Below are 6,647 nucleotides of genomic sequence, written 5' to 3'. Positions count from 1 at the left end.
CCCCCCTTAAAATCATGTAAAAGAAAATAAATTGATACAAAACCTAGTGGCAAAATATACAAAACCTAGTGGCAAGCTACACCCGCTGGCAAGCTACAACCCGCTGGCAAGCTACAGGCAAGCTACATACATACAACTGGCTGGGGAACTTGGATTCGAACCAAGATTGACGGAGTCAGAGTCCGCTATTCTACCATTAAACTATTCCCCAATAAGCCAATTTTACCATTTCTAGCAGATTCTATAGTGTAGGCAAGTGCAAAAAATCTTTAGATTATCGATAATAAAGAGCGATAGGGATATCATTACAATCCCAGTAGTGGCGTCCTCGATATTTTAGCATATAGCAATAAGCGAGTAAAAATATATAAATAGAGCACACCGCGAACGGAGGTATCATAAACTCTTTTTGGAATATTCCCTAATATAGGTGTATCATGTCAGGCAGTTACTACTAAATCATGGAGAATTTATGAGTAATATCCCTACTTATCCTGTTACCCCAAACCTACAGTTGGTATACGTCTCAAACATAGAGTATTCTAAGGCTTTTTACAAATTCATCTTCATGAAAGAACCTGTGTTTACCTCGCCACGCTATGTTGCATTTGCTTCTTCGGGGGATGCTCTCTTTGCTCTCTGGTCTAGGGGCGATACGCCTGAGGAGAATGTGCCTCGTTTTTCAGAAATCGGCATTATGTTGTCGACAGGAGAGGACGTAGATAAGCTCTATGCGGAATGGCAAGAGCAAACCACTGTTGAGATAAATGTTTTGAAGGAACCGTATACTGATGTATTTGGACGTACCTTCCTAATCAAAGATCCGGACGGACACATTATTCGTGTTTGTCCACTGGATTAAAAAGCTTGAGATCCGATCTTTAATCGCCTAAATTATAGTACCTCAATTATAATAATTATCTGTTTCCAAAACCTATAAGCTATGCACGCTAAGAGGCTTACTTGCGGCGCGTGGCTTATTCGTTCGGTGCTGTTCCATTTATATTCAGCCCCACAGCCTGCCTGTTTCCACAGGTGGTCTAATTGGTTTGGAGATCAGTCGGCGTTATTGCATGGCCAGTGATCAGTACTTGTAAAATCATAGAAGCTATCCCTCATCGCACTTATATTGAGCCTTTTATTGGAATGGGAGGAATATTCTTTACAAGGAAATTGATATCTTTATGAAGTTAAAAAGGCATTGTACATAAAAACTAATAAAGTCAATATATTAAGTGCAATTATTTTATATGAATCCACATAAGAATCCATACTTTTATGCATGTTTGAATTGATCATTTTTATATAGGGTTGCCATGAATGTATAGACCATAAAAAGCAAATCATAATGCAAATATTATAACGCATGGGTGCATTCAAATGAAATGAAAAGCAGTTATCATTCATAATAGGTCATAAATTTTATGATACGTTTTTATTATAGCACAAATCACATTGTTTTAAATTTCAGTCGTTTGGAATTATCGATAACATAAATTGCATACGTTTAAGAATGGGATGTGTTTTGCTCTTTATTTGAGTGTAACCTTAAAAGGAATAATCGTTATGAAACTATCATAAGCTTATAGATTGAGTTCATAAAGATTGCATAAAAGGGTTTAAAGATAAGATCGTTTTTAAAAACGCTTACTAAAAAGTTAGTAAATCATAGGCAGGCATTATATAGATACTATCATCACAATATAGAATGAAAATCACAATGTTATGTCTTATGAAACCGAAAACCTTTTAATGATATAACGCAAGCAAGCGAGCAAAAAACGTTTTAAAAGTTACAGTTTAAAAATACGAAACCAAATGAGCTATCTCAAAATTTGGGGGACACCTATTGAAAAAAAGATGAGGCAGCAAAATTCAAAACCATTGTAACATCTAAGGCATGGGATTTTACTCAATTTTGAGTCAAAAGCTATAATGTTTAAAGATGGCTATTCTAAAGATAACGCCTCCAAAATTGGATTGGTTAATTTTGCCAACTCAAATTTGAGCTGGTTAATTTGCAAAGAAGTTACATTTGAGTGCAAAATGAAAAAATGCTTATGAAAGCCTTATTGAGAAGACATTCATTTAAGATGCATTTTCTTTTGATTGGATTGATAAAGTTACCAAGCGTTTATAGATTCTATAATGCTAATGAATGATATCAAAATCATAGCGATCATTTACGTTTCTTTTGATAAGTTTTCATATTTCTAAATAGAGCACTTGCAATATGATACGTTTTGTATATATGCATTCATTACTCCATTGTGGATGATTCATTTGAATCTTATAATCAATATCTGAAAGCTGCGTTATATCATTTGGCTCGGCTTTCTTTTTTGAATTCTCTCTTTAGATAGGTTTATAGCTATTAGATAAGGCTTTCCCATAAACAGAGCCAGATATACGTGTATTACTATGGAAAGGATTTATTTGCGAGAGGATTACCAGACAATGTTTGCTTTGCTTGCGCAAGAGAAAAATGCTTCTTTCTCAATGATGTGCCTCAGATCCGAAAAATCTTTAGCCAATTTAAAATAAAAGAGGTCGGTACATCTTATACATGTGGGTCAAAGAATCCGCACCGGCTCAAGAGCTTATCATCTCAAATTGCAATTTTTAGAGGAAGAGAAAATATGCATTAAAGGGATTTTAAATAACCCTTGAAAGTTTTTGCAGATCCTTTGAAAAAAATAAATTGATGCAAAACCTGCTTTCAAATTATACAAAACCCGATGACAAGCTACAATCATTAAATACTGGCTGGGGAACTTGGATTCGAACAAAGATTGACGAAGTCAAAGTCCGCTGTTCTACCATTAAACTATTCCCCAATAAGCCAATTTTACTATCCCTAGCAGATTCTATAGTGCATGCAAGCGCAAAAAAATCTTTATGATTATCGATAATAAAGAGCGATAGGGATGTCATTAATTGTTTTGATTTTAATATCGACATCATAAATGTCTTTAAGAATTTTTGGTTGCATAATTTCTTTTGGAGTCCCACAATAGGCCGCTTTCCCATTTTTCAATGCAACAATCATATCTGAATAAGATGAGGCAAAATTAATATCGTGCATAACAATAAGAATGGTTTTTTTCAGTTCATCAGCTGTGCGGCGTAATTGCTTCATCATAGAAACGGCATGTTTCATATCCAGATTGTTTAATGGTTCATCTAAGAGAAGATAATCAGTGTCTTGGCAGATAACCATTGCTATAAAAGCGCGTTGACGCTGACCGCCAGAAAGCTCATCTAAAAAACGGTTTTGTAAATCTTGTAAGCCGAGATAGCGTAGTGCACTGTCGATAAATTGTTTATCTTCATGTGCATACCAGCCTTTTGAATAAGGATAGCGTCCGAAACTCACTAAATCGTACACGGTTAAGCGAAAAGACAAAGGATTTTCTTGACGCAGAATTGAGAGTTTTTGAGCCAAAATATCGAGGGGCATTTTATCAATATCAAAGCCGTCGATATGAATTGTACCATTATGGTGTGGCAAAAGACGTCTTATCAGCATTAAAAGAGTGGACTTTCCGGAACCATTGGGCCCAATGAGAGAAATAATCCCCCCTTTTGGAAGATGAAGGCATAAATTATCGATAATTAATCGTTCTCCGTAAGCTTTGGAAAGATGATTGATCTCAATCATTTTAGTTTTCCCTTCATCAGTAACATTAAGAAAACAATTCCCCCACAAAACTCAATGATAAAACTTAAACGCCCTGCCATATGAAAAATTTGTTCTAAAATAAATTGTCCCCCCACCAGACAAATAATAGCCAATAATATTGCAATTGGAACAACAATACTGTGTTTTGCTTGAGGAGAAAGTTCATAGGAAAGGTTGGCAACTAACAGTCCAAAAAAGGTGACGGGGCCTACCAATGCGGTGGAAATGGATACGAGAATGGAAACAAAAATAAGGACAGCTGTCGCACTTTTGTGGTAATTAACGCCAAGATTGAGGGCATTTTCACGTCCTAAAGCCAAGATATCAAGAAGATGACGGGAATGCCATCCAATCAGACTCACAATGAGGACAATAATTGTGGCAAAGCTTATTAACGGTGTATTGAATTTATTAAAATTTGCAAACATAATATCGGTTAAATTCATCATTTGGTCTGGATTTAGTTGCAATTGCATAAACATCCGTAAACTGAAAAAAAATCCGCCTAAAACAACACCGATTAAAAGCGTTAAATGAAGCCCTTTTAGGCTTCCTGAAAAGAGCCAGCGAAAAAGGCTTATTGAAAAAAGGATAAGAATGAGTGCTTCAAGAACAAGCTGTCCTTCTTCATTCAAAAAGGGCAAAGAAAGAGAGCCTACAAAATACATTAGGGCAGTCTTTATTAAAATATAAAGCTGATCAAATCCCATAATTGAAGGGGTAAGAAGACGGTTATTAACGATTGTTTGAAATAAAACCGTGGAAACGCTTATTGCATAGGCAATAAGAAGCAGAGAGGAAAGTTTTGTAAGACGAAATTTCCATGTATAAACATTGATATTCCACGTCATGTAAAGACTAATGACAGTGCATGCTATAATGATAAGTGTTGTTAGTACACATATTGTTTTTCTTCTTCTATCCAAGACGCTTTCTCCAGCGTAAAAGCAGTATCATAAAAATAAAACTACCGATTACACCCATTATGGTGCTGATGGGAATTTCAAGAGAGGGATGAATGATTCGTCCTAAAAGATCACAAATCAAGACCAATCCTGCACCGCTGATGGCCACCCAAGGAGCGGTATAGCGCATATTATCTCCCATGAAACTTGAAACAATATTTGGAATAATCAACCCAACAAAAGGAATACGGCCAATGGTACACACAACAACAGCAGTAATTGAGGCGACAATAAAAAGACCAAAAAACATGACAACACGATAATTCAATCCAAGGTTATTGGTTAAATCTTCTCCCAAACTTGCAACCGTAAAGCGATCAGCAGTACAATAGGCCAGAATACAAAGGGGAAGAGATAGCCATAAGAGTTCATATTTTCCTTCAAGAACCATCGAAAAACTGCCAAATAAGTAAGCTTGAAGAGAAGGAAGTAACATTTCGTAATCTGCAATGGCATTGGTTAAAGAGCCAATAATATAGCTTAGCATAATCCCTGTAAGGGGTACAATGAGAGTAGATTTTAGAGGAATGCGTCGCAATAAAAACATAAAAAGTAAAGTGCCTGCCATGGCAAAAATTGTCGCAACGACCATTTTTCCTAAAACAGGAATATCGGGACAAAAAATCATAATAAAAAGAATGCCAAGGGAAGCAGATTCAATGGTTCCAGTGGTTGATGGCTCGACAAAGCGATTGCGTGTTAATAGTTGCATAATCATGCCTGAAAGTGCAAGTGCTGCGCCTACTAAAAGGATTGCAATGGTACGAGGAAGACGTGTTTGCCAAAAAATAAGCCACGCATGGGGATCGGCTGCAAAAAGGTTAGAAGGTGTGACATCAGAATAACCAACAAAAATGCTGAGGATAGACAGGAAAATTAAAAGTGTTATGGTTATCCAGTAATTCTTCACGTTAAATCATTTTCTCTTAAAACTTAATAAAAAAAACAAAGGTTGTTTCATAAACAACCCCTGCTTTTAAATTTTATTCATATAGCAATCAAGCTCTTTCGTGCGCTTATTTGCTCTTTGTAAAGGCTTCATTGATTTGCTTAGCGGTTTCAAGGAGTCCCGTTAAACCACCACTTGCACGATACCAGCTCCAAGAGTCCAAATAAATAATTTGGTTTTGTTTGCTCGCTTTTGTGCGGTGAACAAGCTCATTGTTGAGCAATTGTGCTGCGGATTGTCCTTCCCGTCCAATGGCTGCATCGCGATCAATCACTAACAACCAATCAGGATTGGTTTCAAGAATGAATTCAGGAGAAATGAGTTGTCCATGTTTTTGCACGGTAAGTTTATCGGTTGCTGGGGCAATTCCAAAAGCGGAATGGAAAATATCAAAACGTGATTTTTGTCCTAAGGCACTGATTTTTCCACCAGAGGTCATGAGTATGAGCCCTGTGCCTTTTCCTTGGGTATTTTTACGGACTTCAACTAAAGTTTCATTAAGTTTTGCAATTTCCTTTTCTGCTTCTTGTGTTTTACCAAAAATTTCTCCAAGGATAGACACATTTCGTTTAATATCTTCAAGAGAATTTTCGTTTTCTACGGTTAGATCAATTGTTGGGGCTATTTTGGATAAGTCTTTATATTTTGCTTGAGTTCTGGAGGAAATAATAATCAAATTGGGTTGAAGAGTGGCAATTTTTTCATAATCTGGCTCAAAAACGGTTCCAATTCTTTCATATTTTGCATCGTCAAATTGTTGCAGATAGGAAGGTTTTTTTCCTTCGGGAAGGCCGATAATTGCTTTGATACCAAGGCGATTCATATTATCTAGCGAGGCTAGATCAAACACAACAACCTTTTGCGGAGAAGCGGGAACAGAAGTCGTGCCTGAAACATGATTAATCGTTACATTTGTCTGAGTACTCGTATTTGCAATACTCATGTGTGTCCATAAAACCGTTGCAAAGCTAATTGCAACCAGTAAGATAGAAGTCATCCATTTCATATATTTTATCATCGTGATTTTATCCTTTTATTTGATATTACAAGG

The 6,647-nt window shown here is 36.3% G+C and carries 5 protein-coding genes, 2 tRNA genes and 2 pseudogenes; 3 read left to right on the top strand and 6 right to left on the bottom strand.

Annotation, left to right across the window (positions count from 1 at the left end; translation table 11 throughout):
* Positions 1-137: 137 nt before the first annotated feature.
* Positions 138-211: transfer RNA gene (locus ACFIMX_RS02705), tRNA-Gln, on the bottom strand.
* 261 nt (positions 212-472) lie between these two features.
* On the opposite strand from ACFIMX_RS02705, the gene ACFIMX_RS02700 reads away from it, so the two are divergent.
* The 3 genes and pseudogenes from ACFIMX_RS02700 to ACFIMX_RS02690 all read left to right on the top strand — a co-directional run.
* Positions 473-862, top strand: coding sequence for a VOC family protein (locus tag ACFIMX_RS02700; RefSeq protein WP_375640788.1), 390 nt, complete (start codon positions 473-475; stop codon positions 860-862).
* Positions 863-1,095: 233 nt separating this feature from the next.
* Positions 1,096-1,185 (top strand): annotated as a pseudogene (locus ACFIMX_RS02695) (DNA adenine methylase); the annotation flags it as partial.
* 1,235 nt (positions 1,186-2,420) lie between these two features.
* Positions 2,421-2,626 (top strand): annotated as a pseudogene (locus ACFIMX_RS02690) (DNA adenine methylase); the annotation flags it as partial.
* Positions 2,627-2,763: 137 nt separating this feature from the next.
* Here the strand turns inward: ACFIMX_RS02690 and ACFIMX_RS02685 are convergent.
* From ACFIMX_RS02685 to ACFIMX_RS02665, 5 genes are all read right to left on the bottom strand, one after another.
* Positions 2,764-2,837, bottom strand: a tRNA-Gln gene (locus ACFIMX_RS02685).
* A 65-nt stretch (positions 2,838-2,902) separates the two neighbouring features.
* Positions 2,903-3,661: an ABC transporter ATP-binding protein gene (locus ACFIMX_RS02680; RefSeq protein WP_375693992.1), complete on the bottom strand. Its 759-nt coding sequence runs from the start codon at positions 3,659-3,661 to the stop codon at positions 2,903-2,905.
* Positions 3,658-4,533, bottom strand: a complete 876-nt coding sequence (locus tag ACFIMX_RS02675) for an iron chelate uptake ABC transporter family permease subunit (RefSeq protein ID WP_375618486.1) — start codon at positions 4,531-4,533, stop codon at positions 3,658-3,660. Before ACFIMX_RS02675 ends, ACFIMX_RS02680 begins: the two co-directional genes overlap by 4 nt.
* A 67-nt stretch (positions 4,534-4,600) precedes the next feature.
* Entirely contained in the window at positions 4,601-5,557 is a 957-nt protein-coding gene (locus ACFIMX_RS02670) for an ABC transporter permease (RefSeq protein ID WP_375618487.1), read from the bottom strand.
* A gap of 106 nt (positions 5,558-5,663) precedes the next feature.
* Complete coding sequence (locus tag ACFIMX_RS02665) at positions 5,664-6,614, bottom strand: siderophore ABC transporter substrate-binding protein (RefSeq protein ID WP_375693991.1); 951 nt, start codon at positions 6,612-6,614, stop codon at positions 5,664-5,666.
* Positions 6,615-6,647 lie beyond the last annotated feature (33 nt).

This window comes from Bartonella sp. AD24XZML (assembly GCF_042196485.1).
Classification (GTDB): domain Bacteria; phylum Pseudomonadota; class Alphaproteobacteria; order Rhizobiales; family Rhizobiaceae; genus Bartonella.
The sequence above is the reverse complement of the archived record's forward strand: the minus strand, read 5'-3'. Positions and strand labels throughout refer to the sequence as shown.

Excerpts from the sequence above, each read along its gene's own strand:
- ACFIMX_RS02700 (WP_375640788.1), top strand. The coding sequence starts at position 473 with ATGAGTAATATCCCTACTTATCCTGTTACCCCAAACCTACAGTTGGTA.
- ACFIMX_RS02675 (WP_375618486.1), bottom strand. The coding sequence starts at position 4,533 with ATGACGTGGAATATCAATGTTTATACATGGAAATTTCGTCTTACAAAA.
- ACFIMX_RS02665 (WP_375693991.1), bottom strand. The coding sequence starts at position 6,614 with ATGATAAAATATATGAAATGGATGACTTCTATCTTACTGGTTGCAATT.
- ACFIMX_RS02680 (WP_375693992.1), bottom strand. The coding sequence starts at position 3,661 with ATGATTGAGATCAATCATCTTTCCAAAGCTTACGGAGAACGATTAATT.